This window comes from Hominimerdicola aceti (genome assembly GCF_025567495.1).
Lineage (GTDB): Bacteria > Bacillota > Clostridia > Oscillospirales > Ruminococcaceae > Hominimerdicola > Hominimerdicola aceti.
Genome location: NZ_JAOQJZ010000009.1, coordinates 20,708 through 43,871 on the forward strand (window position 1 = coordinate 20,708; position 23,164 = coordinate 43,871).

20 protein-coding genes are annotated in these 23,164 nt (G+C 42.4%); 16 read left to right on the forward strand and 4 right to left on the reverse strand.

Annotated elements, in window-relative coordinates:
• Positions 1-132: 132 nt before the first annotated feature.
• The 8 genes from OCV57_RS09375 to OCV57_RS09410 all read left to right on the forward strand — a co-directional run bounded on the left by OCV57_RS09375 (position 133) and on the right by OCV57_RS09410 (position 7,633).
• Positions 133-2,475, forward strand: coding sequence for a vWA domain-containing protein (locus OCV57_RS09375; RefSeq protein ID WP_267301300.1), 2,343 nt, complete (start codon positions 133-135; stop codon positions 2,473-2,475).
• A 105-nt stretch (positions 2,476-2,580) separates the two neighbouring features.
• On the forward strand, positions 2,581-3,075 hold the full coding sequence (locus OCV57_RS14280; protein WP_317245411.1) for a helix-turn-helix domain-containing protein: 495 nt from the start codon (positions 2,581-2,583) through the stop codon (positions 3,073-3,075).
• Positions 3,047-3,211 (forward strand): hypothetical protein, encoded by a 165-nt coding sequence (locus OCV57_RS14285; RefSeq protein WP_317245412.1) that lies wholly within the window; start codon positions 3,047-3,049, stop codon positions 3,209-3,211. The genes OCV57_RS14280 and OCV57_RS14285 overlap by 29 nt, the downstream gene beginning before the upstream one ends.
• 201 nt (positions 3,212-3,412) lie before the next feature.
• A complete protein-coding gene (locus tag OCV57_RS09390) occupies positions 3,413-4,126 on the forward strand; it encodes a lantibiotic protection ABC transporter ATP-binding protein (RefSeq protein ID WP_005609481.1) in 714 nt (237 codons plus the stop codon).
• Complete coding sequence (locus OCV57_RS09395) at positions 4,119-4,850, forward strand: lantibiotic immunity ABC transporter MutE/EpiE family permease subunit (protein WP_055182538.1); 732 nt, start codon at positions 4,119-4,121, stop codon at positions 4,848-4,850. The genes OCV57_RS09390 and OCV57_RS09395 overlap by 8 nt, the downstream gene beginning before the upstream one ends.
• A 1-nt stretch (position 4,851) precedes the next feature.
• Complete coding sequence (locus tag OCV57_RS09400) at positions 4,852-5,592, forward strand: lantibiotic immunity ABC transporter MutG family permease subunit (RefSeq protein ID WP_267301306.1); 741 nt, start codon at positions 4,852-4,854, stop codon at positions 5,590-5,592.
• A 14-nt stretch (positions 5,593-5,606) separates the two neighbouring features.
• A complete protein-coding gene (locus tag OCV57_RS09405; RefSeq protein ID WP_072521435.1) occupies positions 5,607-6,269 on the forward strand; it encodes a response regulator transcription factor in 663 nt (220 codons plus the stop codon).
• Positions 6,257-7,633 carry a sensor histidine kinase gene (locus OCV57_RS09410; protein ID WP_267301309.1) on the forward strand — a complete coding sequence of 459 codons (1,377 nt, stop codon included), beginning with the start codon at positions 6,257-6,259 and terminating at the stop codon, positions 7,631-7,633. The genes OCV57_RS09405 and OCV57_RS09410 overlap by 13 nt, the downstream gene beginning before the upstream one ends.
• A 408-nt stretch (positions 7,634-8,041) precedes the next feature.
• Here the strand turns inward: OCV57_RS09410 and OCV57_RS09415 are convergent, their stop codons facing one another.
• Positions 8,042-8,197, reverse strand: coding sequence for a helix-turn-helix transcriptional regulator (locus tag OCV57_RS09415; protein WP_267301310.1), 156 nt, complete (start codon positions 8,195-8,197; stop codon positions 8,042-8,044).
• 245 nt (positions 8,198-8,442) lie between these two features.
• Positions 8,443-8,970 (reverse strand): nitroreductase, encoded by a 528-nt coding sequence (locus tag OCV57_RS09420; protein WP_267301311.1) that lies wholly within the window; start codon positions 8,968-8,970, stop codon positions 8,443-8,445.
• Between the two features lie 646 nt (positions 8,971-9,616).
• Here OCV57_RS09420 and OCV57_RS09425 point away from each other — a divergent pair.
• The 7 genes from OCV57_RS09425 (at position 9,617) to OCV57_RS09455 (ending at position 20,077) form a co-directional block, all read left to right on the forward strand.
• Entirely contained in the window at positions 9,617-11,233 is a 1,617-nt protein-coding gene (locus OCV57_RS09425) for a peptide chain release factor 3 (protein WP_370817503.1), read from the forward strand.
• 171 nt (positions 11,234-11,404) lie between these two features.
• Complete coding sequence (locus OCV57_RS09430; RefSeq protein WP_267301313.1) at positions 11,405-12,958, forward strand: NPXTG-anchored protein; 1,554 nt, start codon at positions 11,405-11,407, stop codon at positions 12,956-12,958.
• A gap of 175 nt (positions 12,959-13,133) precedes the next feature.
• A complete protein-coding gene (locus OCV57_RS09435) occupies positions 13,134-13,853 on the forward strand; it encodes an N-acetylmuramoyl-L-alanine amidase (protein ID WP_046441586.1) in 720 nt (239 codons plus the stop codon).
• A 186-nt stretch (positions 13,854-14,039) separates the two neighbouring features.
• Entirely contained in the window at positions 14,040-16,814 is a 2,775-nt protein-coding gene (secA, locus tag OCV57_RS09440) for a preprotein translocase subunit SecA (protein WP_267301315.1), read from the forward strand.
• A gap of 68 nt (positions 16,815-16,882) precedes the next feature.
• Positions 16,883-18,145, forward strand: coding sequence for a DUF1015 domain-containing protein (locus OCV57_RS09445; RefSeq protein ID WP_267301316.1), 1,263 nt, complete (start codon positions 16,883-16,885; stop codon positions 18,143-18,145).
• A gap of 64 nt (positions 18,146-18,209) precedes the next feature.
• Complete coding sequence (locus tag OCV57_RS09450) at positions 18,210-19,379, forward strand: AGE family epimerase/isomerase (RefSeq protein WP_267301318.1); 1,170 nt, start codon at positions 18,210-18,212, stop codon at positions 19,377-19,379.
• Positions 19,379-20,077 (forward strand): PHP domain-containing protein, encoded by a 699-nt coding sequence (locus tag OCV57_RS09455; RefSeq protein WP_267301320.1) that lies wholly within the window; start codon positions 19,379-19,381, stop codon positions 20,075-20,077. The genes OCV57_RS09450 and OCV57_RS09455 overlap by 1 nt, the downstream gene beginning before the upstream one ends.
• A gap of 47 nt (positions 20,078-20,124) precedes the next feature.
• Here OCV57_RS09455 and OCV57_RS09460 read toward each other — a convergent pair whose 3' ends face one another.
• Complete coding sequence (locus OCV57_RS09460; RefSeq protein ID WP_267301322.1) at positions 20,125-20,667, reverse strand: hypothetical protein; 543 nt, start codon at positions 20,665-20,667, stop codon at positions 20,125-20,127.
• A gap of 630 nt (positions 20,668-21,297) precedes the next feature.
• Here OCV57_RS09460 and OCV57_RS09465 point away from each other — a divergent pair.
• Entirely contained in the window at positions 21,298-22,452 is a 1,155-nt protein-coding gene (locus OCV57_RS09465) for a glycoside hydrolase family 5 protein (protein ID WP_267301323.1), read from the forward strand.
• Between the two features lie 273 nt (positions 22,453-22,725).
• Here the strand turns inward: OCV57_RS09465 and OCV57_RS09470 are convergent, their stop codons facing one another.
• Positions 22,726-23,160 (reverse strand): GNAT family N-acetyltransferase, encoded by a 435-nt coding sequence (locus OCV57_RS09470; RefSeq protein ID WP_195247315.1) that lies wholly within the window; start codon positions 23,158-23,160, stop codon positions 22,726-22,728.
• Between the last annotated feature and the right edge of the window lie 4 nt (positions 23,161-23,164).

Here is a 23,164-nt window from a genome sequence, read left to right on the forward strand (position 1 = left end):
TACTGTTTGTAAACAAAAAAGAACAGTTTATTTTGTGAATTATTCTAGGCTATTTTGCTTGCAAATGAGGTACATATATGCTAAAATATTAATATCGTGAAATATGTGATCTGATAAGGGGAATTAATATTTATGAAAGCAAATTTTTCTGATACGAATGATTTTGTTCAGAGCATGAACAGAGGAAAGCGCAAAAAGAAGATAGCGTTGCTGGTGCTGTGTATAGTGCTTGCGTTCCTTGTGGCTGCCTGTGTTGTCGTGGGTCTGAAAATAAGGGAAAATAACCGTATCGCCATGGCGAAATCGGTCATAACAAAGCTTGATATAAGCACTACCTTCAAGGAGTCGGAGTTTTCTGACGATCAGGACTGGGACGGTGACGGCATAAAGAATGCCGATGAAACACGTCATGGCACTAACCTTCAAAGCGAGGATACTGACAATGACGGAATAAGCGACGGCGATGAGATAAAGCTAGGCACGAACCCTATTGAAGCCGATACTGACGGCGACGGTCTTCTTGACGGCTATGAGCTTATGGCAGGCACAAATCCGAGAGAGTCAAAGTCTGACGGAAAGACCAATGACGCTGAAAGAGAGCTTACAGTGGAAAAAAATGCAGGGGACTGCCGCCTTGAAATAAAGGGCGACGCAAACGCTGCCAGTGCGACCCTCGTTGAGCTTGACCTCTTTGGTATCTCTTCAAATGCAAGTATCGTAACAAAGGCTTATGACGCTTATTCTGACTATAAGTTCAACTCGGCAAAGATAACTTTTGATATCGACTCTGCAAAGCTGAGTAAAATGGGATATTCATTTGATGACCTTACAGTGCTGAGATTTGATTCACGCTCGACCCTTTACACAAAGGTGGATTCAAAGGCAGACAAGAGCAAAAAGACAGTTTCTGCTTCTCTTACAGAGCTTGGCACTTATGTGGTAGGAGTTGAGAAAACTGTAAACGATGAAGCCACAACAAGGATCTGCTTCCTCGTTGATAACTCCGGCTCTATGTATCCAAAGGAGCAGTGTGTAACTTCTTCTGAGAATGATGTTGACTTCAAGCGTCTTGAATTTGCAAAGAATCTTATCGACAAGTTTGAGAGCCACTATCAGGTCGGCATTTGCAAGTTCACAGGAAGCTACAAAAAGATGGTAGACTTCACTGATGATAAGACGAAGCTTACGGAAGCTCTCGATAAGATAAAGTCTGAAAAAGAGATATTTAACGGCACTCACAGCCAGACGGCTCTTAAAAAGTGCATGGACGAGTTCAAGGCAACTTCCGGTGGAAAATACAGAAATATCATCGTGATGCTCACGGACGGCGAGTCTGACGAGTTTAATCCTGCAAGCGTTTCAAGCCTTGCAAATACTGCAAAGGATAAGGACATAATCGTTCTTACAGTTGGTCTTGGCAGAGATGTTGACAGAGATTGGCTTCAGGAGCTTGCTTATTCCACAGGCGGAAAGTATTACTCAGCTTCCGACGCAAACGCCCTTAATGACGTTTACAAGCAGATAGTTACTACACTGAACTATGATATTGTTACATACACAAACGCTGATGATAACGTAAGAGGTTATTCACTTTACAACACAGGCTTTGATCCAAAGGTGAACGGCTTCTCATTCAAGAATTTCAGAACAACAACTACCGCAAGTGTTGACTTCGGCATGGCTGTTATGGCAAGAGATTGGTATCTCGGAAATGTAAAGACTTCTCTTGGGGATATCGCTCCGTCAGATAAGAGCGACATAAAGGTGAATGCCGCAGGCTATGACATAAGCGGAACAGACTTCGGTAAACAGTATGACGAAAGAGTGCCGCTTAGCAAGATAACCTCAGACCTTTTTGCGGGCACATATTCGGACGTTACAAAGTACCTCGACTATTCCTGCACGGGGGATATTCTCACCCTTAATGATGACTATAAGTATGACAGCAAGAACAAGGGCTGGGTAAAGGACGTTACGAAAATATCAGGCGGCAATCTCCGTTGGAAAAAGGTAGAGCTGCTTGATATGGATATAGCAAACGGCATTGACAAAATAAGGGGCGGCTATTCCTCAAATGACGCAGAGTTCGCAAAGGCACTCTACAGACTTAACACCCTCCAGTGGGACGATTCTTCGTCAGAGTATAACCTTAACAACGACAGTAAGGGCTTTGAAAAGCTTGAAGACCAGCTCAGCCTTGGCATACCAGTTGTTACAACTATAGACGATACTCATACAGTGAACGCTATCGGACTTATTCAGGATTCTGATTGCCACAGAAAATATATCCTTCAGATATATGACAACAACTATCCTGGGGAAACAAAACAGCTTTATATCCAGAAGCTTCCGAAGTGCAAGCTCAAGATAGACAGCAATGGCAAGGCGACAGTTGTTGGCACAACGTTCGAGTATTCCGCAACATATGAAGGCAAGCAGGTCGGCATAGAATTTTCTGACGTGACAGCTCATTAATAAGAACAAAAAAACGGAACGGCTTTTGAAATGCTCCCCTTTTGTTAGACAATGTGGTATAATAGAAATATACCAATAAAAAATCTAACGAAAGGGGGCATTTTTATGCCAAAAGGAAAACCAAACAAAAGATATACACCGGAATTCAAAATCAAAGTAGTGGAAACAATGCACAGAGAAAAGTTAAGCTATCGTGAAACTGCACGTCAATTTGACATACCGAATAGCAGAGTAACAGCATGGGAACGAATCTATATTGAAGAAGGAGCGGAGGGACTTTACGCAGAACGCAGAGGAAGGAAATCCACAGGGCGACCTCCGAAAATTAAGAAAGAAGAAGATCTGATTGCAGAAGTACAGCGACTTCGTGCGGAGAATGCATACTTAAAAAAATTGAATGCCTTGGTTGCCGAGCGGGTACGGCAAGAGAAAAAGCAAAAGAGCTTGGATGCGGAGCAGTATGCTTTGAAGGAAATATTGATTTTTATGGAAAAAGCGGATTTAAACAGGCAAGTGAGTTTGGCATCCGCTATCATGGATTGCCGGAAGGCGAGGATGCATCTTTCTTTCTGTGCAAAAACTGATACCGGGATATCTTAATGGAATTACAGGAGAGTATGCACCTCCGGCAGGGTATCTGGTAAATGAAAAGGAAGCAGAGGCATTTGATAGAGAGTTCCCGTATATGGAGAAGAAAAAACTTCCGGGACAGATTTTTGAAGGAGATATTCTGTAAATTAGGACTTCGTATTTGTAACAGCTTTGCTGATTTCAGTGGAAAGCCGAGTTCTGATAATGATATTCAATTGATGGTTTATTCCATACGAGAATAAAAATAGAGTAGACGAATTATTTAGCAATCTTCATCAAATCTTTATTTTTTTCTGTTAGGTTATATTTCAGTAAGAAATGAAATATGGAAGGAAGGATAGTAAAGATGGAAATGATGTTGCAGACACAAAATTTGTGTAAATATTTTAGAAAGCAGAAAGCGGTAAATAATGTTTCACTTAATATCGAAAAGGGACAGATTTATGGACTGCTTGGACCGAATGGCGCTGGTAAATCTACCACATTGAAAATGCTGACCGGTATGATGAAACCAACTGCAGGAAAGATTTACTTTGATGGAAAACTTTTGGATAGGAAAGATTTATCAAAAATAGGAGCGTTAATTGAAAATCCGCCTATTTATGAAAATCTTTCCGCCCGAGAGAATTTGAAGGTAAGACAATTATTGCTTGGTACAGATGAAAACAGAATTGATGAGGTCTTGCAGATTGTATCACTTACAAACACCGGAAAGAAGAAAGCAGGACAGTTTTCTTTGGGGATGAAGCAAAGACTAGGCATTGCAATGGCATTGCTTGGAGAACCGGAACTTTTGATATTGGATGAACCTACGAATGGATTAGATCCAATAGGCATCGAGGAATTACGAGAGCTGATCCGGTCTTTTCCGGAACAGGGAATTACTGTAATTCTCTCCAGTCATATTCTCTCAGAGGTACAGTTACTTGCAGATAAAGTCGGGATTATTTCAGGTGGAATCTTAGGATACGAAGGAGCATTAAAGCAGGGAGATAATCTTGAAGATTTGTTTATGAATGTGGTAAGAAAAAACCAGAAAGCAGGTGAAATCCATGGTTAATATTATAAAAGCAGAACATCAAAAAGCCAAAAGAACCATGCGAAAAAAGTTTATCTGGGGATTTCCTCTTCTTACATTTGTCATGGCATTTATATTTACTCTTGGGATGACAAATGCTTATGCAGAAAGTGTTTGGAACTGGTGGTATACACTTTTGCTGCCGGGGATGATTGCTCTATTTTGTTATCTTTCTGTGGCGCAGGAGAAAAAGATAAAATACTATCATTTAATGACTATTCCCACAGACAGAAGAAAATTGTTGCTGGGGAAAATTATTTATATTGGGTACATGATTTTGTTTTCTAATGTGATTGTGTTTGCAGGAGCAACGCTTGGAGGCTTTCTTCTAACGACACATGTTCCAGTTGGAGGAGCGTTGATTGCAGTATTGTTTCTGACGGTTTCTGAGTTATGGGAGATTCCGGTAGCTTTATTTTTAAGTGAACGATTTGGAATGATTGTAAACCTGTTCGTCTGCCTATTTATTACCGTCAGCGGTGTGGTAATATCACAAACCAGAATCTGGTATGTACTTGTTTCTGCAATCCCTATGCGAATGATGTGCCCGTTGCTTCATGTTTTACCAAATGGACTTGCCGCAGAAGCAGGGAATCCTCTTTTGGATATGGGAGTCATTGTTCCGGGAATGTGTCTCTCAATCATCTGGTTTGTTTTTGTAACGGTTCTGTTTTTGAAATGGTTTGAGAGAAGAGAGGTGAAATAAGATGATTGGAAGATCTCTTAATGCAGACTTGCGAAAGATGAAAGGAACATCTGTGATTCTGGCACACTTACTGATTCCGATTATAACCAGCGTTATATTTTTAATATATTACTTTTTTTCACCATGGAATGAAAATATGAAAGTGATTGCATTTTATCAGGCAATAGGAGCAGGACTTCCGGTACTTATTGGAATTTTTACAGCAAGTGTGATGGAACAGGAACAAAATGCAGGTGATTTTCAAAATCTGTTGTCTTTACCGGATAAACCTGCAGCATTTTTATCGAAACTGTTGATGCTACTGGTTTTGTGTCTGTGCTCTATCCTATTGACAGCAATCATATTCGGAATTGGATTTGGAAGAATCGCATCAAGCGATATCGAAATCATGAAAGGATGTATATTTGCAGCATTGCTGCTGTGGGGAAGCAGTGTTCCACTTTATCTGTGGCAGCTGATTCTGGCTTTTCAGTTTGGAAAAGGGGTATCCATTGGAGCAGGGATTATATCAGGACTAATTAGTGCATTGATGCTTACCGGACTTGGAGATTATGTGTGGAAGTATGTATTTGTCTGCTGGACGGGTAGAGTACCATATACTTATCTGCAATCTGTATTGGGAGAAACTAGTGTAGGTGAATGGTTGTCATTCATACCAGGCTGCTTAATATTTACAGGGATTAGTATGGCATACTATTTTTGGTGGGTAAACCACTGGGAAGGAAACAGAATATCGGAATAGAATCGAGGGAAACTATGGCAAAAATACTGGCAGTTGATGATGAACCGGCAATTCTGGAAATGATAGAAAGCATTTTGAATAAGGATGGACATCTGGTTACCAAAGTAAGTAATCCGCTGAAACTTAATATGGAAGAATTACATCGTTATGACCTGATTTTACTTGACATTATGATGCCTGGAATGGACGGCTTTGAATTATGCAAAAGAATCAGGGCACTTGTGGATTGTCCGATTTTGTTTCTTACCGCAAAAACGGAGGAAAAAAGTCTGGTGAACGGACTTTCGTTGGGAGCAGATGATTATATTTCAAAGCCATTTGGAGTGATGGAACTTCGGGCAAGGATTCATGCACATCTTAGAAGAGAGCACAGGGAACATTCTGTCCGGATGGTTTTGGGGAGGGTCTGTATTCAAATATCTCAAAAGAAACTATTGGTTGATGATAAGGAACTTCCTCTTACGAAAGCGGAGTACGAAATTTGTGAATTCCTGGCTAAAAACAGGGGACAGGTTTTCTCGAAAGAACAGATTTTAGAAGAGGTCTTTGGTTTTGACAGTGAGAGTAATGACAGTACCATTATCACGCATATCAAAAATATAAGAGCAAAATTTGCGGATTATGATTATACACCGATAAAAACAGTCTGGGGGATTGGATATAAATGGGAAGAGTAAAGAGAAGCAATGCACTCAGCTGGATTTTTATGAGATATGTACTGGTCATGCTTGGATCATTAGTAGGTTTGGTGATTGTTGCTTGGCTGCTGCTGTACCTTTTGATTAGTGTGGGCTGTATCTATCCGGCGAATTATGCAGAGCGAAAGATTAATGAAGCATATGATACGATTTTACGTGCGGATAAAGTAACTGCTGAGATGATTCCTGCACTTTGTGATTATGTAATCTTTTCAGAGAATGGAGAGAAAATAGGTGGAGATCTGTCAGAACAATACGAACAGATAGCATGGAATGTTGCAAAGTACGGAAACGCATCCGGGAAATATTTTTATAAAGTAATTGTAAGGGAAAATGAATATGTTGTATTGCAATATCGCCTGACACCTCAATATCATTCAGCTTTTTTGAGGGAGCATTTTATAGGACCACAGAATGCGATGAGTATTATGTCAGTGATTGGAGCGGTAGCGATTATCATCATTCCGTCCATACGTTTTGGAAAAAGAATCAAAAAGCAGATGCAGCCTGTATTAGACGCAATCAGACAAATAAAGGATCAAAATCTGGAATATGAGACATCCTGTTCCGGTATCAAAGAGTTTGATGACTGTTTATCGGCAATCGATGATATGCGAGATGCATTGCGAGAATCTTTAGAAAAGCAGTGGAAAACAGAGCAGGAAAAGAAACAACAGATGTCTGCTTTGGCGCATGATATTAAAACACCTCTTACGATTGTACGGGGAAATGCAGAACTACTTTCAGAGACTGAACTGACCACAGAACAGAAGAATAATATCACTTATGTTTTGAACGGCACAACACAGATACAAAGTTATGTAAAACAGTTGATAGATGTCACAAAATCATGGAATTGCAGTGATGTTACCTATACAACGGTGAGGTTAGAAGATTTTTTCGCAGATATAAAGGAACAGGCACTCGGACTGGTAGAAATCTATCACCAGAAAATAGATTGGAAGGCGGGACAAAGTGATAAAAAGGTAACGATTGCTTATGATCCAATGTTCCGGGCCGTAATGAATATGATTCAGAATGCAGTGGAGCATACAAAAGAAAATGGAATCATTTATATTGACGCAAAGGAGCAGGATGGCCGGCTGACATTCATTGTGGAGGATAGCGGATCAGGATTTACAAAAGAAGCATTATTGCATGGCACAGAGCAGTTTTTTATGGATGACACAAGTAGAAATGGCGAAGCCCATTATGGGATGGGACTATTTTTTGCAAAAACTGTGGCTGAAAAATATGGTGGAGGTATTAAACTTTCAAATTCTGAAAATACAGGTGGGGCGAGGGTAGAAATATTTTTCCTGAGTAGTCAAGGAACAAGCTAAATAGACCGCAATTAAGCTATGTAAAAGAAATTTTACATGCTTTTATCTAATATGTAAAAGCCTTTTGATAGACATTACTACTACGTTTGCTGTAATCTCATGGAAGAAGGAGGCATACAGAATTATGATAGCTGATAAAATTAAAAATGCTCATACTATTCTTTATTACATAACTATCATTATAGTTGGGATTATATGCACATATAAGAAGAGAATAATATAACTTTTGTTATGATATCAAATGATTTTTTCATTTAATATAACATTGCATTGGATGAAAAAATGTGTTTGGAGATGAAAACATAATCGAATTGAAGGTTGACGATTCAAACATAAAAAGAGCTGGGTGGCATCTACCCAGCTCAATCTTCTACATGGAAGACATCTTCCACCAATAAATTAAAGTATTTAGAAATCCGTAGCATAAACTCGGCAGATGGGGGTGCTGTCCCCACGTTCTATCCTGCCGACAGTTTTGGTGCTGAATCCGATAGCAGCGGCAAGGTCATCTTGGTAAATGCCACGCTGTTCTCGGATTTCTCGGATATTATTGGTAACCACCATAAAAATCCCTTCTTTCAGTTCTATAGAATTTTCTTATTGTCAATTATGCAAAATGATGTGTCCGATAAAAAGGACTTGCAATTTTATCGGTAATGTCCTGTAATAGCAGAAGCATCAGATTTTCCAAGAACTTTTCCAAATATGTCTAAGCGGTCATTTTCACTAACCTTGATAGGTGCATACTTTTCATTAAGCGAGATAAGGAAGATTGAAATGCTCCCCTTTTGTTAGATAGTTTGTCAGGATTATTTGATATAGTATACCCAATTGTCTTTTCTCTCGTGACCCTCGGGATATTCACCCTCAGTGTAGCCGAGTGCACAGTGACCGATTCCCTCGTATTCGCCCTCGATGCCAAGGCTGCGGAGGATCTCCTTGCCTTCTTCAGACTCAAATTCTTCCTTTGCACGATGTATCCAGCAACTTCCAATGTCCTCGTTGTGAGCGGCAAGCATAAGATTGCCCATAACAAGACTTCCGTCATAAATGTAAGTCGGGCAGGATTTGTCAGCTAGTACAATAAGAATAACAGGTGCACCATAGAACGGATCGAAGCCCTCATCCCAGCCGCCTATCTTTCTGTTCATCTCAGAAATTTTGTCGCGCATTTCCTTGTTGGTGACAGCAATTATAATAGGTGACTGCAAGTTTCTTCCTGTGGCGGAATAAGTTCCTGCTATTATGATGCGGTCGAGAACGTCCTGAGGTATCATGTCAGGCTTGTATTTTCGTACACTTCTTCTGGTTTTCATAAGTTCGAGCAGATCTTTCATAAAACAGCCTCCTTTGTAGGTTTGATAGTTGATTGCTTATAATTTGATTTTAGCATAGTTTGTGGAGAATGTCAACGGCTGTTTAAGTGAGAAACGAAGTTAAGTGAGGAGCGGTTTAAGTGAGGAGTGAGGAATGACATAGCCGCACAGAGTGGGGTAGCCAACACCGAGCGAAGCGAGCAAAAGGTCCAGGGGCACGCCCCTGGTCAGGGTCAAGGGGTGAAACCCATTGCAGGGTCTAGGGACAGAGTCCCTAGCGGAGTTTGAGGCAGAGCCTCATTCGGCGCAAGCCGATTAAGCGGTGCAGAGGTGAAAAGAAGAAATACAAACTAAATCACTAAACAAATAAGTATCGAAGAATAAGACCTGCACCGCTTTTGTTGTTTCCTGCACAACGTAAAATCCGCAAAGAGCGAAGCGATTTTGCGGCAGTAGAACTTGAAGCCAAATATGGGGGATAACGCAAGTTTTGCAAACAAGAAACAGGCGACCAGCGGTCGCCTCTACAAAAAATTTATCGCCGACAGGCGATACCATAATTCCTCATTCCTCACTCCTCATTCTACAAACGCCGCTTTCTTCATAAAAAATCTCTTGCAATTTAAGCGATACTGTGTTATACTAACAAGGTATGTTTAAAAATGCAATGAAATATGGAGGAATAATTTTGGGTAAGCTTGAAGATGAGATCAAACGCCGCCGTACTTTTGCGATAATTTCCCACCCTGACGCAGGTAAAACAACTCTTACGGAAAAATTTCTGCTCTATGGTGGTGCGATAGCACAGGCAGGTGCTGTAAAAGGTAAAAAGAACTCCCGCCATGCTGTTTCAGACTGGATGGAAATAGAAAAACAAAGAGGTATCTCTGTTACTTCTTCTGTTATGCAGTTTCAGTATAAAAATTATTGTATAAATATCCTGGATACTCCTGGACATCAGGACTTCTCTGAGGATACCTACCGTACTCTTATGGCTGCAGACTCAGCCGTAATGGTAATAGACGCTTCAAAGGGTGTGGAAAATCAGACCAGAAAGCTTTTCAAGGTCTGCGTTATGCGCCATATCCCTATATTTACTTTCGTAAATAAAATGGATCGTGAGTCCAGAAATCCTTTCGATCTTATGGAGCAGATAGAGTCTGAACTTGGTATCCAGACCTATCCTGTGAACTGGCCTATCGGCTCAGGCAAAGAGTTTAAGGGCGTTTATGACAGAGATAAAAAGCATATAATCTCTTTTGAGGCAAGCGGTGGACAGCATCAGGTGGCAGCTACAGAAGTCGACCTCTCCGACCCGTCACTTGACAGCCTTATCGGCGAGGATCTCCACTCAACTCTCTGCGATGATATCGAGCTTCTCGATGGCGCAAGCTATGAGTTTGATATCGAAAAGGTGAGAAAGGGTGAGCTTTCGCCTGTGTTCTTTGGCTCTGCTCTTACAAACTTCGGCGTCGAGCCGTTTTTGGAAAACTTCCTCGAAATGACAACTTCTCCTACTCCGAGAAATTCTTCTGCCGGTATCATAGATCCGTTCGACCCTGAGTTCTCGGCTTTCGTATTCAAGATACAAGCTAATATGAACAAGGCTCACCGTGACCGTATCACTTTCCTGCGTATCTGTTCGGGCAAGTTCGATAAGGATATGGAAGTTCTCCATGTTCAGGGCAATAAAAAGCTCAGACTTTCTCAGCCTCAGCAGATAATGGCTCAGGAAAGAGAGATAATCGACGAAGCCTATGCAGGAGATATAATCGGTGTGTTTGACCCAGGTATCTTCGCTATTGGCGATACGATCTGCTCGCCAAAGAAAAAGTTCGAGTTCGAGTCTATCCCGACCTTTGCACCTGAGCATTTTATGAGAGTCCGTCAGAAGGATACCCTCAAGAGAAAGCAGTTCGTAAAGGGTACAACACAGATCGCACAAGAGGGTGCGATACAGATATTCCATGAGCCTGACAGCGGTATGGAAGAAGTTATCGTGGGCGTTGTGGGCGTTCTTCAGCTTGAAGTTTTTGAATACAGAATGAAAAATGAGTACAACGTTGACCTCTTCAAAGAGGGTCTGCCTTATTCTTATATCCGCTGGATAGATAACAAGGATATCGACCCTAAGACATTGAAGCTTTCAAGTGACACAAAGCTTGTCAAGGACTTCCGTGACAACTATCTGCTTCTTTTCACAAGCGAGTGGAATATCCGCTGGGCGCTTGAAAGAAACGAGGGTCTTGAGCTTTCAGAATTTAACAGAGGCGACCTGCAATAATACAATATTGCTAAATACCCTTTCCTAAAAAGTGATAAACTGACCAAAGTGTGTGCTTTGGTCAGTTTTTTTCTTGACTTTTTATTTGATATATGTTATATATTAAGTAGATATATGTATGAAATATTAAGTAGGTATATGTATGAAAACTATTTTTGTGGGGTGATATGTATGATAAAAAAGATAAGTGCGGCGGCAATTGCGGTCATTATGTCAGCGAACATGATGTTCACTACAGCTTCGGCAGACGCTTCCTATGTTCTTGATAAGGACGCAGGAGAAGACTTCGTCAATTTCATAGACGGCAAGCTGCCTGATATTTTAAAGAGTATGGACAGTGTTGCAGACGGCGATAAGATCTACTTCGACTATGGCTCATGGTTCATGGATCTGGATTATGACGGTGTGCCTGAGTTTATAATAGGCGGCGAAATGGCTGACGGCGACAGACATTATTCTATTCTTACCAAGGACGGCAAGGAGATAAAGATAGATGACACTGTTGCAAACGGACAGTATTTTCCGGGATTTATGGGCTTTGATTATATGCCTTACAGAGATCTTTATACAGGGGAGGTATCATATTTTTCAAGTAACGATAAGATAAAAACTATGACCTTTGACCCTGAAAAAGGCGTTACTGAAAAGGAGCTTTGCTCGGAAGAATACGATTTGGAAACTGACAGCACTGTTTACAAAACAGACGGCAAAGAGGTCAGCGAGAGCGAGTATTATAACTATAAATCCACACTCAGCAGATTTATCCCTCTTGAAGTGGAAAATACAGAGCTGACATCAGATGAAACTGCAAAGGCTGACGCTGATAAGCTTCTGGAAATGTATAACGAGTATAACTGCGTTGTCATGACGGCGGAGAACAAAAAGGACGATATGGTAAGCGTAATAGTCGAGATGTTCGATCTTCTTAAAGAGATAATGGCTGACGCTCCTTATGAAATTGCTAGTGATGTTGATTGGAGCTATAACAGTTGGTTTGAGGATTTAAACTTTGACGGCGTTCCTGACTTTGTTATCGGCGGTATTGCAGACCTATTAGATGAAGGTACTGCTTTAAGGCTTTATGACGTTATCGGTATGGGCAATGCAGGCTTTTTGGCGGATACCAATGTGTCGAACGACCATGGCGACGGTGAGAAAGGCTTCGGCTTCAAGCCTTATGTAAACAAGCAGACTGGCGAAAAAACATACCTCTCAGAGGATAGATATACAGAGGACGGCAAGGAGCATTACGCAGTGAGAAAGCTTTTTAGCTGTCTTGGTGAATGTCTCACCGCTGATATCTGCACCGCAGAATATGACAGCAAAAAAGGCGTGACTTCATACACCATCGAGGGAAAGAAAGCCACATCAGAGGAGTTTCAGGCGTATCTTGCAAAGCTTAACAGCGACTATGATGAGCTTTCTGTAACAATAAGCACCATGGGCGAAAACAAAGTCCCTAATAATGAAGGCACCCTTGCAGAGTCATATGACGAGTATAAGCTTGGGGACGTTGTGGGCGGAGCAAGCTTTACATATGTAGAAAAGAAGAACACTTCAAATGATATTTCTAACCCTGACAAAACAGCAGGCTCTCAGGCTTCAAAGAATTATAATACCGATTCGTCAACAAATCCGTCAACAGGTGCGGCGGCAGGCGTTACAGCCGCAATAATAGCCGCTGGAGCAGGTTTGGCGATATGTGCAAAGCGTAAAAAGAAATAGTCTTTTCAGCCTAACATATGCAGAGGTGAACAGCGTTCACCCGTATATTGGCATATTATCTGTGTGCTGAATATTTTATCACCGTACCCTCTCGTGGTGCGGTGATTTTTTTTTGCATAAGCCGTCCTTTGTCCGCATAACTTGTACAAAGGACAAAAACTAGGAGGGCGGATATATGTTCAGAAGATTGCAGAATATTTTGTGCTGTGTGGTGATAGCAGGCTTTGCGGCAGTGTGCTGGTATGGCAAAAACAACGGCGAAGCCGTCATGACAGGTGGGGCGGTGAAAACGACCATGGATAAGCCTGTGGTGGTAATCGACCCAGGTCACGGTGGTATGGACGGAGGCTGTGTATCCGTTGACGGCACGCCTGAAAAGGGGATAAACCTTGCGGTGGCGGAAAGCCTCCGTGACGGTCTGAAGCTTCTCGGCTATGATGTTGTTTGCACCCGTGAAAGCGATATATCTATCTATGACAAAGGCACAGAGGGGCTTGGGGAGCAGAAAAAGTCCGATATGAAAAACCGCCTTGCCATATTCTCGAAATATTCCGACGGCATATCAGTTTCCATACACCAAAATCAGTTTACCGACAGCCGCTACAGCGGTGCGCAGATGTTCTATTCTAAAGACAATGCCGAGGGTGAAAAGCTTGCGGGAGTGATGCAAAAGCAGTTCGTTTCCCTTTTACAGCCCGACAATACCAGAGAAACTAAGCCGGTAGGCGACGAGCTTTATCTACTTAATAATACCAAAAATCCTGCGGTTATGATAGAGTGCGGTTTTCTTTCAAACCCTGAGGAGGCTCAGAAATTGGAGAATGAGGACTATCAGCGTCAGGTGGCATTTACAGTGCTGACAGGTATCAGCGAATACAGGCTAATGCAGAAATAGTCCATTGGTGCGGCGGCAGTGAGAAAACACTGTCCGTCGTTTTTTGTTTGTAAAACGTTACATAAATTGCTTGACTTTTAAAAGGGGATATTGTATAATATAATAGTGTATTTATAGCATAGTATATTTTTTAACTTTTTCCTGTCATAAATTCTGGCTGGAGAATAAATAAAGGTGGATTGAAACATGGGATTATTTGATAAAATATTCGGCAACTATTCTAAAAAAGAGCTTGCCAAGATCGAGCCTATAAAGAATAAGGTACTCGAGCTTGAAAGTAAGTATGCCGATATGTCTGACGAGGAGCTGGGCGGACAGACTGCCATTCTGAGGGGCAAGCTGGACGAGCTTTCAACTCTTGATGACGTTCTTCCTGACGCTCTTGCGGTTTGCCGTGAAGCTGCGTTCAGAGTGCTTGGCAAAAAGCCTTACCCTGTTCAGATAATCGGTGCTATCGTTCTTCATCAGGGACGTATCGCCGAAATGAAAACAGGTGAAGGTAAAACTCTCGTTGCTTGTCTGGCGGCTTATGCTAACTCCCTTACAGGAAATGGCGTTCACGTTGTAACAGTAAATGACTATCTTGCTAAGTTCCAGTCTGAGGAAATGGGCAAGGTGTTCCACTTCCTGAACACTTCTATCGGCGTTGTGCTCACAGGCATGAACAAGGAGCAGAAGAGGGAAGCTTATAACGCTGATATTACATATGGTACAAATAACGAGTTCGGATTTGATTACCTCCGTGACAACATGGTTATCTATAAGAAAGATAAGGTTCAGAGAGAGCACGCTTTCGCAATCGTGGACGAGGTGGACTCTATCCTCATAGACGAAGCAAGAACTCCGCTTATCATTTCAGGTCAGGGCGACAAGTCAACAAAGCTTTATTCACTTGCTGACAGATTTGCAAAGACCCTGAAGCCTGTTACAGTTGTTGAAATGGACGATAAGGCAGATAACGACCTTCTGGACGGTGACTATATCATCGACGAAAAGGCTAAGACCGCAACTCTTACAAAGAGCGGTGTTAAGAAAGCAGAAAAGGCGTTCAACGTTATAAACCTTATGGACGCTGATAATATGACCCTTGCCCACCACATCAATCAGGCTATCAAGGCAAACGGCGTTATGAAAAAGGATATCGACTACGTTGTTAAGGACGGAGAAGTTCTTATCGTAGACGAGTTCACAGGCCGTATCATGCAGGGTAGACGTTTCAATGACGGTCTGCATCAGGCTATCGAAGCAAAAGAGGGCGTTGAGATAGCAAGAGAGTCAAAGACTATCGCTACTATAACATATCAGAACTACTTCCGTCTGTATGGCAAGCTGTCAGGTATGACAGGTACTGCACTTACTGAGGAGGACGAGTTCAGAGAGATCTATAAGCTCGACGTTATCGAGATACCGACAAATAAGCCTGTTATCAGAATTGACCACCCAGACGTTGTTTTCAAAACAGAAAAGGGCAAGTTCAATGCCGTTATCGAGCAGGTGATAGAGTGCCATAAAAAGGGACAGCCTGTCCTCGTTGGTACTGTTTCCGTTGAGAAGTCAGAGTATCTTTCAAGACTGCTGAAAAATAAGGGCATCAAGCATGAAGTGCTTAACGCCAAGCACCATGACCGTGAGGCTATGATAGTTGCACAGGCAGGTAAATACGGTGCTGTTACTATCGCTACTAACATGGCAGGACGTGGTACTGATATCATGCTTGGCGGTAATGCTGAGTATAAGTCCCTTGCAGACCTCCAGAAAATGGGCTATTCTGAGGAAGTGGCTGTCGAGGCAGCAGGCTTCTCAAATACTCAGGACGAGGAAGTTCTGGCTGCAAGAGCAGAGTATAAGAAACTCTATGCAAAGTATTCAGAAGAGGTAAAGGAGCTTGCAGAAAAGGTTAGAGAAGCAGGTGGACTTTATATCATCGGTACAGAAAGACACGAGTCAAGACGTATCGACAATCAGCTCAGAGGACGTTCAGGCCGTCAGGGCGACCCGGGCGAAAGCACATTCTTCCTCTCACTTGAAGACGACCTTATGAGAATTTTCGGCGGCGAGAGAATAACAGCTATGATGGACACTCTCAAAGTTGACGAGAATACTCCAATACAGTCAAAAATGCTCACGGGTGTTATCGAGTCCTCACAGAAGAAGATAGAGGGCAGAAACTTCAACATCAGAAAGAACGTCCTTAACTACGATGACGTTATGAACACACAGCGTGAGATAATCTATAAGCAAAGACAGCAGGTGCTTGACGGAGAGGATCTCCATGAAAATATCCTCGGCATGATAAAGGAGTTTGTTGAGGATTCTGTAAATATGTATATCACTGACGAGGACGTTCAGGATAACTGGAACCTGCAGGGTCTTAAGGACAGACTTATGGGCATAATCACAGTTGAGGACGACTTCAACTATACCCCACAGGAGCTTGACGAGATAACAAAGAAGGATATAATCGACCTCCTTGAAGACAGAGCTTTGAAGATATACGCAAAGCGTGAGGAAGACCTTGGTCAGGAACTTCTCCATGAGATAGAAAGAGTCGTTTTGCTTAAAGTTGTGGATACAAAGTGGATGGCACATATCGACGATATGGACGAGCTGAAAAAGGGTATCGGTCTGCGTTCATACGGTCAGAAGAACCCAGTAGTTGAGTATCGTATGGAAGGTATGGATATGTTCGACGATATGGTCGCATCTATCCGTGAGGACACTGTAAGAATGTTGTTCACCATTCAGGTAAGAAAGAACAGCGCCGCTCCAAAGAGAGAGGACGTTCTCAAGCCGGGCGAGCATCATAACATGACCGTAAGAAAGGCTAAGAAGCCGGGCAGAAACGATCTTTGCCCATGCGGAAGCGGCAAGAAGTATAAGAACTGCTGCGGTGCCGGAAACGGTGTACAGGCTGACGAAGCCGAGCAGGCAGAGAATAGCTCTGACAGCTCTGAGAAATAAAAACAATATGCAGGACGGTGAAAACAGCCGTCCTGTTTTGGATATAAGAATAATAGGAGTGTAGTGAAATGTCAACAGCATTTAAAAGTGCAGATATACTTCTGCCTAAGAACGCCGATATGTCAAAATGGGCAGTGGTTGCCTGCGACCAGTATACCTCTGAGCCTGAGTATTGGGCTGACGTGGAAAAGATAACAGAGGGTGCAAAAAGCGCACTTAACCTTATCCTGCCTGAGGTCTATCTGGAGGACGATAACGTTGATGAAAGAATAGCCGACATACATAAGAATATGGACAGCTATATCAGCGAGGGCGTTTTTGAAGAGTATAAGGACGCTATGATATACGTTGAAAGAACACAGTCTGACGGAAAGGTCAGAGCGGGCATTGTTGGCGCTATCGACCTTGAAGAGTATGACTACCGCAAAGGCTCGAAGTCTGCCGTAAGAGCAACAGAAGCCACAGTTGTGGAGAGAATACCGCCTAGAATAAAGGTAAGACGTGGCGCACCTGTTGAGCTGCCGCATATCATGATACTCGTTGACGATACAGAAAAAAGCGTTGTTGAGCCGCTTGAAGCTCACAAGGGAGAAATGAAAAAGCTCTATGACTTTGACCTTATGAAAAAGGGTGGTCATATCGCAGGCTATCTTATTGAAAAGCCTATGCAGGAAAAGATAATAGCCGCACTTGAAAAGCTTGGTGATATCGACGCTTTCAATACAAAGTATGGTCTTAAGGAAACTTCACCTCTTGTCTACGCAATGGGTGACGGCAACCATTCTCTCGCTACTGCAAAGGAATTTTACGAGGAGCAGAAGAGAGAGAACCCTGATAAGGACATGAGCAATGCTCTTTGCAGATATGCCCTTGTGGAGATAGTTAATCTTCATTCGCCTGCACTTGAATTTGAAGCTATCCATAGGATAGTTACAGATGTTGACACAAAGGCTCTTATGAGCGAAATGACAGCGGCTCTTGAGCTTTCTGAGGAAAAGACAGAGCAGGCAATAGTTGTCTGCGACAATGGCGAGGAAAAGACTCTCTATATACATAAGCCGACTTCAAAGCTCACTGTCGGCTCATTGCAGAATTTCCTTGACATCTATATCAAGGAAAAAGGCGGCAAGGTGGACTATATCCACGGTGCAGAGGTCATAAGAGAGCTTTCCGCAAAGGAAAATTCCATAGGCTTTATGCTCCCCGACATGGGCAAGGAAGAGCTTTTCCCTACAGTTATCGTTGACGGCGCACTGCCAAGAAAAACGTTCTCCATGGGTCATGCCGAGGATAAGAGATTTTATGTTGAGGCAAGAAAAATATTGAAATAGAAAAAATAAAGAAATGTTGAAATAGAAAAATCGTAGACAATATATTTTAAAAGGAGTTTTTACGATGATAATTGAAGAAGTCAAAAAGGAACTTACAGGACATATCATTCCCTTCTGGAACAAGCTGAGAGATGATGAGAACGGTGGATTTTACGGCTATATGGGCTATGACCTCAAGCTGGATAAGCAGGCTGATAAGGGCGTTATCCTCCACGCAAGAATACTTTGGTTCTATTCAAAAGCGTATATCACTCTGGGCGATAAGACACTTCTTGACAACGCACGCCACGCTTACGAGTTTATCAAAAACCACTGTATCGACTATGAGTACGGCGGAGTTTATTGGATGATGAACTATAAGGGCGAGCCTGCCGACACTATGAAGCATACATACAACATCGCATTTGCTATCTATGCACTGTCATGTTACTATAACGCAAGCGGAGATAAGGAAGCTCTGGAGCTTGCCTATAAGCTTTTCCACGACATTGAGAACAACACTCTCGATGAGTATGGTTACAGAGAAGCTTTCGACAGGCAGTGGAACCTGGTATCAAATGACGCTCTTTCTGAGAATGGCTTGCATGCTGATAAGACAATGAACGCTATCCTCCACCTTATCGAAGCTTATACCGAGCTTTATAAGGCAGACCACAACGAGGAAGTTGCTAAAAGGCTTAAATTCCAGCTTGGTCAGATGAGAGATATTGTTTATACTCCTGAAACAAACGCTCTGAAAGTTTTCTTTGACACAAAGTTCGACCTTGTGGGAGATATCCATTCATTTGGTCACGATATCGAAGCAACATGGCTCATGGATCTTGCCTGCGATACTCTTGGCGACGAGGAGCTTAAAAAGCAGTTTGCTGAAATGGATCTGAAAATTTCCCATAATATTCAGAATATCGCCCTTGACAACGGCGCACTGAACAACGAGCGTGAGAACGATAAGATAGACAAGAAGCGTGTATGGTGGGTAGAGGCAGAGTCTGTTGTTGGCTTCATCAACGCTTATCAGCACAGCGGAGAAAAGAAGTTCCTTGAAAGTGCAAGAAGCGTTTGGGAGTATATCAAGGCTGAGATAATCGACAAGAGAGAAGGCTCAGAGTGGTATGCCGAGGTTTCCTATGACCATAAGCCACATGACTGGAAAGAGATAGTAGGTCCATGGAAGTGCCCTTATCATAACGGCAGAATGTGCATGGAGGTCATCAACAGAGGCGTGGACTTCTGATGTTCAGGTATGAAACACACCTGCATACCGCCGAGGGAAGCGCCTGTGCCTCTGCAAGCGGAGCAGAGCAGGCAAGGCGTTATAAAGCCCTTGGCTATGACGGCATCATCGTCACCGATCATTTTTTCAACGGCAACTGTGCTGTCACCAACTTTGACAGTTGGGAGGACAGAGTGAACAAGTTCTGCAAGGGTTATGAGAATGCCAAAGAAGAGGGTGACAAGATAGGTCTGAAAGTTTTTTTCGGTCTGGAGTATTCCTACTTCGGTGCAGACCTTTTGACCTATGGTATCGACAAGGACTTTCTTCTTGCCAATGATAACATCAGTGATATAAGCTTTTATCAGTTTGCCGACAGAGTGCATAAAGCAGGTGGCGTGTTAGTCCATGCCCACCCTTTTCGTGAGGCGGATTGGTATATCCATGAAATAAAGCTCCTGCCAAAGTGGATAGACGGCGTTGAGGTCTATAACAGCGGCAACGGCAAAGAGGTCTATAATCAGCGTGCAAAATGGTATGCCGAGCAGTTCGGCTTTGCACAGACGGGCGGTACGGACAATCACCACCTGTGGGTGGAGGACAGCCGTATCAGCGGTGTTGCAACTGACGAGCCGATCAATTCCATAGAAGATTATATCACCTCGCTCAGAGAGGGCAAATTGGAGGTCATAGTGCCGCCAAAGCCTGCGGAGGGATAAATAAAAAGATAACAGGCAGTACCAAGATAGGTGCTGCCTGTTTATGTTTAATTATCCAAATTTGAACTTGTGCTTTCCGACACAAGCTTGTATATGTTATCGCCGTCTTTAAAGGAAGTTTCGCTTATGTAACTTGGTCCTGTAGAAAATTCTATACCATTTTCGGTTTTTTGTTCAAGCTGTATAAGTGTTCTGTCCCCGGCTTCATGATAGGTCATGATCCTATATCGCATCGGTTTGCTGTACTGTTCAATGGATTCAGCTTTCAAATTGTCATCAAAAAATGTTGCAAAAGAATCAATATATTTTTCAACATCTCCACAAACATTGTATGTCTCATCATCACCGATGTGAATATAGAATACGTTATTGTCAGTGTTTCCGTCAATGTAATAATCGCCAGCTTGTAAAACCGGCTCAACAAAATCATCTCCGTGGGAACATTCAGCCATGCTGCCCACTATGATATCTTCTTCATCTGATGTATCTTTATCAGCAAAAATGTGTCTTATGCCAAAATACCAAAAACAAAATATAAATGCAACGGCAATAACTACCCATACTATTATACCAACGTTTTTAGCAGTCATAGTTGTACTTTCCAATCGTTATCCTTTTAGACTTTTTGTTATTAACATATGACGTTTTCCCTATCAAGTTTATTTCGCGAGTTTCAACACCTAGGGTTTTACCTGATTTGTCCACTTTAACAATTTTTGTGAATGAAGCCGAAAATTCATGGCGTTTACTACTATATTGTAATGTAAATTCATTAGTCGAGCCTTTTATATAAATACGCTCAGTAGGGTCATATACAACTATGGCATAGCATTTTTCCTTTTGCACATCAATGTATGATACGCTATTGGTGGTGTTATAGTATGTTCCGATAAAATTTGGGTTGACCACATGTTCTGCTGAACATGTAAATGGCATCATTGCGGCAATTAAAGTTGCGGAGAAAAGACTAATTATTTTTTTTATGATTTTACCTCCTATGTAATTTTAAATTAAATTGTCTGTGCTCAAATTATACAATTTATGATTATAAATGTCAATGGGTAAAATGCATAACAAAAAAATAATTTTTGTATACATAGCCAAATTTCGGCAAACTTCTACACGCATATCAAATTTTGTGGTTGCTATTGACAAATCAACTTTAATGAGCTAAAATATAAATGTTATTATTTTATATGGTGAGAAAGGAAAACCAAAATATGAAAATCAAAAAACTACTTGCAGCAGTGCTTTCCCTTGCAATGGGCGTATCAATGATGACAGCCTGTGGCAGTTCGGACAGCTCCTCAAAGGCTGAAAACGATTCTTCAGCTACAGAAAATACTCAGAAGCATACCAATGACCCTATGACAGTGACCACTGCAAAAGACCTTGTGGCTCAGATGAAAGTGGGCTGGAATCTTGGCAATACCATGGACGCCACAGGCGGTTCAGGTCTTGGCGCTGAAACCTCATGGGGAAATGTGGAAACCACAAAATTGATGATAGACCAGGTCAAGGACGCAGGCTTCAACGTGTTCAGACTTCCTGTTTCATGGGGCACTCACATGGACGAGAACTATACAGTTGACGAGGCATGGATGGACAGAGTTCAGGAAATTGTCGATTACGGTATCGACAACGGAATGTTCGTTATCCTCAACACCCACCACGAGGAGTGGTATATGCCTAAGAAAGACCGTGCCGATAAGGATATAGAGCAGCTCAAAGCCCTCTGGAAACAGATATGCGACAGATTTCAGGGCTATGACGAGCACCTCATTTTCGAGGGCGTGAATGAACCTAGACTTAGAGGCGAGGGCAACGAGTGGATAGGCGACGCTGAGTCAAGAGAGGTCGTAAATCAGTACGCAAAGGCGTTCGTTGAAACAGTCCGTGCTTCTGGCGGAAACAATCCTAACAGATGTATAATGGTAACACCATATGCCGCATCATCAACAAAGCAGAATATGGAGGCTTTGGAAGTTCCGCAGGGCGACGATAAGATAATAGTTTCTATCCACGCTTATCTTCCATATTCATTCGCACTTGATACCGCGGGCACAGACCAGTATACAAGCATTGATTCTTCTATCACAACACTCTTTACCGATATCAATGAAGTGTTCCTCAGCAAGGGAATACCTGTAATAATCGGTGAGTTCGGCTCTGTAAATAAGGCTAATACAGAAGCAAGAGTTCAGTGTGTAAAGGATTATCTCAGCACCGCAAAGCAGTATGGCGTACCATGCTGTTGGTGGGATAACGGCACAAGAATAGGAAACGGTGAGAACTTCGGACTTCTCAACAGATCCGAGGGCGGCTGGTATTTCCCTGAAATAGTTGACGCTATCATGGAAACAGTAAATAGCTAAAAAAATCAAGGACGGAAGCGATTCCGTCCTTTTTTTGTGTGCAAATTATGTGCAATTTTTGTGGGGCGAATTGATATCTTGCGAGCGGTGGGCAATCTTGCGGTAAACGGGCGAACGCTGTTCGCCCCTACAAAAAAACATATCCGTGTTCCGCTTTCTTATTTGTCGCACCATTCCTGTAGGGGCGACCTTTGGTCGCCCGTTCCTTCCACAAACTTTTTGTGTTTATCAAATACCAAAAAAAGGACGACCCCAAGTCATCCTTTTTCATATCTATTCCCCTGAAAGGGTCTTTTTCATTGCAATGTGCGGACAGTATTCGTCCTTGTAAACATCACCATATGCCGTGTAGCCAAGCTTCTCGTAAAATTGCTGTACTCTCGTTTGCGCCGATAAGCCGACTTCCTTGTAGCCCACTTTTTCAGCCTGCTTTTCAAGGGCTTCCACTATCATTCTGCCAAGATCTCTGCCACGATATGCCTTTCTCACGCAGATACGTCCAATGTGCGCTTCGCCATTTTCGTCAAACAGCCTGCCTGTTGCAATGGGATATCCTCCTGTGTAGATAACAGCATGATAAGCCTCATGGTCGATATCGTCAAATTCGTTCACAAAGCCCTGCTCCTCAACGAATACCTGCTGTCTTATGAGTCTGGCGTCTGCGTTGTTTGCAAGCCCTTTTGCGATCTTTATGGTGTAATTATCCATTATA

Bases quoted from the DNA above. Each gene is read 5' to 3' on its own strand.
- OCV57_RS09375 (WP_267301300.1), top strand. From the start codon at position 133: ATGAAAGCAAATTTTTCTGATACGAATGATTTTGTTCAGAGCATGAAC.
- OCV57_RS14280 (WP_317245411.1), top strand. From the start codon at position 2,581: ATGCCAAAAGGAAAACCAAACAAAAGATATACACCGGAATTCAAAATC.
- OCV57_RS09390 (WP_005609481.1), top strand. From the start codon at position 3,413: ATGGAAATGATGTTGCAGACACAAAATTTGTGTAAATATTTTAGAAAG.
- OCV57_RS09395 (WP_055182538.1), top strand. From the start codon at position 4,119: ATGGTTAATATTATAAAAGCAGAACATCAAAAAGCCAAAAGAACCATG.
- OCV57_RS09400 (WP_267301306.1), top strand. From the start codon at position 4,852: ATGATTGGAAGATCTCTTAATGCAGACTTGCGAAAGATGAAAGGAACA.
- OCV57_RS09405 (WP_072521435.1), top strand. From the start codon at position 5,607: ATGGCAAAAATACTGGCAGTTGATGATGAACCGGCAATTCTGGAAATG.
- OCV57_RS09410 (WP_267301309.1), top strand. From the start codon at position 6,257: ATGGGAAGAGTAAAGAGAAGCAATGCACTCAGCTGGATTTTTATGAGA.
- OCV57_RS09415 (WP_267301310.1), bottom strand. From the start codon at position 8,197: ATGGTGGTTACCAATAATATCCGAGAAATCCGAGAACAGCGTGGCATT.
- OCV57_RS09420 (WP_267301311.1), bottom strand. From the start codon at position 8,970: ATGAAAGATCTGCTCGAACTTATGAAAACCAGAAGAAGTGTACGAAAA.
- OCV57_RS09425 (WP_370817503.1), top strand. From the start codon at position 9,617: ATGAAATATGGAGGAATAATTTTGGGTAAGCTTGAAGATGAGATCAAA.
- OCV57_RS09430 (WP_267301313.1), top strand. From the start codon at position 11,405: ATGATAAAAAAGATAAGTGCGGCGGCAATTGCGGTCATTATGTCAGCG.
- OCV57_RS09435 (WP_046441586.1), top strand. From the start codon at position 13,134: ATGTTCAGAAGATTGCAGAATATTTTGTGCTGTGTGGTGATAGCAGGC.
- secA (WP_267301315.1), top strand. From the start codon at position 14,040: ATGGGATTATTTGATAAAATATTCGGCAACTATTCTAAAAAAGAGCTT.
- OCV57_RS09445 (WP_267301316.1), top strand. From the start codon at position 16,883: ATGTCAACAGCATTTAAAAGTGCAGATATACTTCTGCCTAAGAACGCC.
- OCV57_RS09450 (WP_267301318.1), top strand. From the start codon at position 18,210: ATGATAATTGAAGAAGTCAAAAAGGAACTTACAGGACATATCATTCCC.
- OCV57_RS09455 (WP_267301320.1), top strand. From the start codon at position 19,379: ATGTTCAGGTATGAAACACACCTGCATACCGCCGAGGGAAGCGCCTGT.
- OCV57_RS09460 (WP_267301322.1), bottom strand. From the start codon at position 20,667: ATGACTGCTAAAAACGTTGGTATAATAGTATGGGTAGTTATTGCCGTT.
- OCV57_RS09465 (WP_267301323.1), top strand. From the start codon at position 21,298: ATGAAAATCAAAAAACTACTTGCAGCAGTGCTTTCCCTTGCAATGGGC.
- OCV57_RS09470 (WP_195247315.1), bottom strand. From the start codon at position 23,160: ATGGATAATTACACCATAAAGATCGCAAAAGGGCTTGCAAACAACGCA.